Annotated in this window: 1 protein-coding gene; it reads left to right on the top strand. The window is 55.4% G+C overall.

Annotated elements, in window-relative coordinates:
• Window positions 1-149 precede the first annotated feature (149 nt).
• Window positions 150-938, top strand: a complete 789-nt coding sequence (istB, locus tag IAE27_RS29285; protein ID WP_200093426.1) for an IS21-like element helper ATPase IstB — start codon at window positions 150-152, stop codon at window positions 936-938.
• The last annotated feature ends 112 nt before the right edge of the window (window positions 939-1050 follow it).

The following is a 1050-nucleotide window of genomic DNA, read 5'->3' on the forward strand; positions in this document are numbered from 1 at the left end:
CATAGCAAAAAAACAGTATGTTATCTGACGACTTCTTAATGCGACAGAGCCTTGCCCGCGCCAGTCCCGGCGGCCAGGTCGCGTCCTGTGCCGACCGAGAGCCTGCAACATCCTCTGGCAACGTACCAGGCCTTACTGGAGGTGCAGGCATGAACCTTCAGCATGACCGTATCGCAGCGCTCTGCGAACAACTCAAGCTCGACCGCCTGCCGGCAGAGTGGCCCTGTGTGGCACAGACAACCATCGACAACAGCGGCACACATGCCGACTTCCTGGAAGCGGTTTTGCAGCTTCAGCATGATGGCCTGAACGAACGGCGTCGGCAGACCATTTTGCGGTTATCAGGTCTGCCGGTGATAAAAACGCTGGAGCAGTTCGATTACGCCTATGCCAGCGGCGTGCCTCGAAGCCAGATCCAGGAGTTGGCAGGGCTGGCGTTCATCGAACGTCAGAAGAACGTTGTCTTGCTCGGGCCTTCTGGCGTCGGCAAGACACACCTTGCGACAGCCATTGACTACAAGGCCGCGATGGCGGGTTTAAGCATTCGGTTCATTACCGCTGCCGACATGATGTTGCAACTCATGGCGTCGCACCGTCAGGGTGATCTGAAGGGTTACCTGAACCGCGTGGTAGGTAAGCCTAAGTTGCTGATCATCGACGTAGTGGGGTATCTGCCGTTCGGTAAAATGGAAGCGAATCTGTTCTTCCAGGTTGCCGCTAAACGGTATGAATCAGGCAGCGTCATTCTGACCAGCAACCTGCCGTTTACCCAGTGGTCTGGAACGTTTGGTGATGATGAGACGTTGACGGCGGCGATGCTGGATAGGCTGCTTCATCATGCCCACATCGCGCAAATCAGCGGCCAGAGCTATCGACTGAAAGATAAGCTGAAAAGCGGTCAACTCCAGAAGAAGACTAAAGCAGCAGCGCCCGACTAATTCAAAGGGGGGTGGGTCAGTTTTACTTTGGCAGGGTGGGTCAGAATTCAATCGGTATTGACAACTGGCGATATCCAGCTCTTTCATCAGCTTACCGGCCAGCCATCGCCCG

Origin of the sequence: Klebsiella sp. S69 (genome assembly GCF_016516145.1) — a bacterium.
In the GTDB taxonomy this organism is placed as follows: Bacteria; Pseudomonadota; Gammaproteobacteria; order Enterobacterales; family Enterobacteriaceae; genus Klebsiella; species Klebsiella oxytoca.

Bases quoted from the DNA above. Each gene is read 5' to 3' on its own strand.
- istB (WP_200093426.1), top strand. From the start codon at position 150: ATGAACCTTCAGCATGACCGTATCGCAGCGCTCTGCGAACAACTCAAG.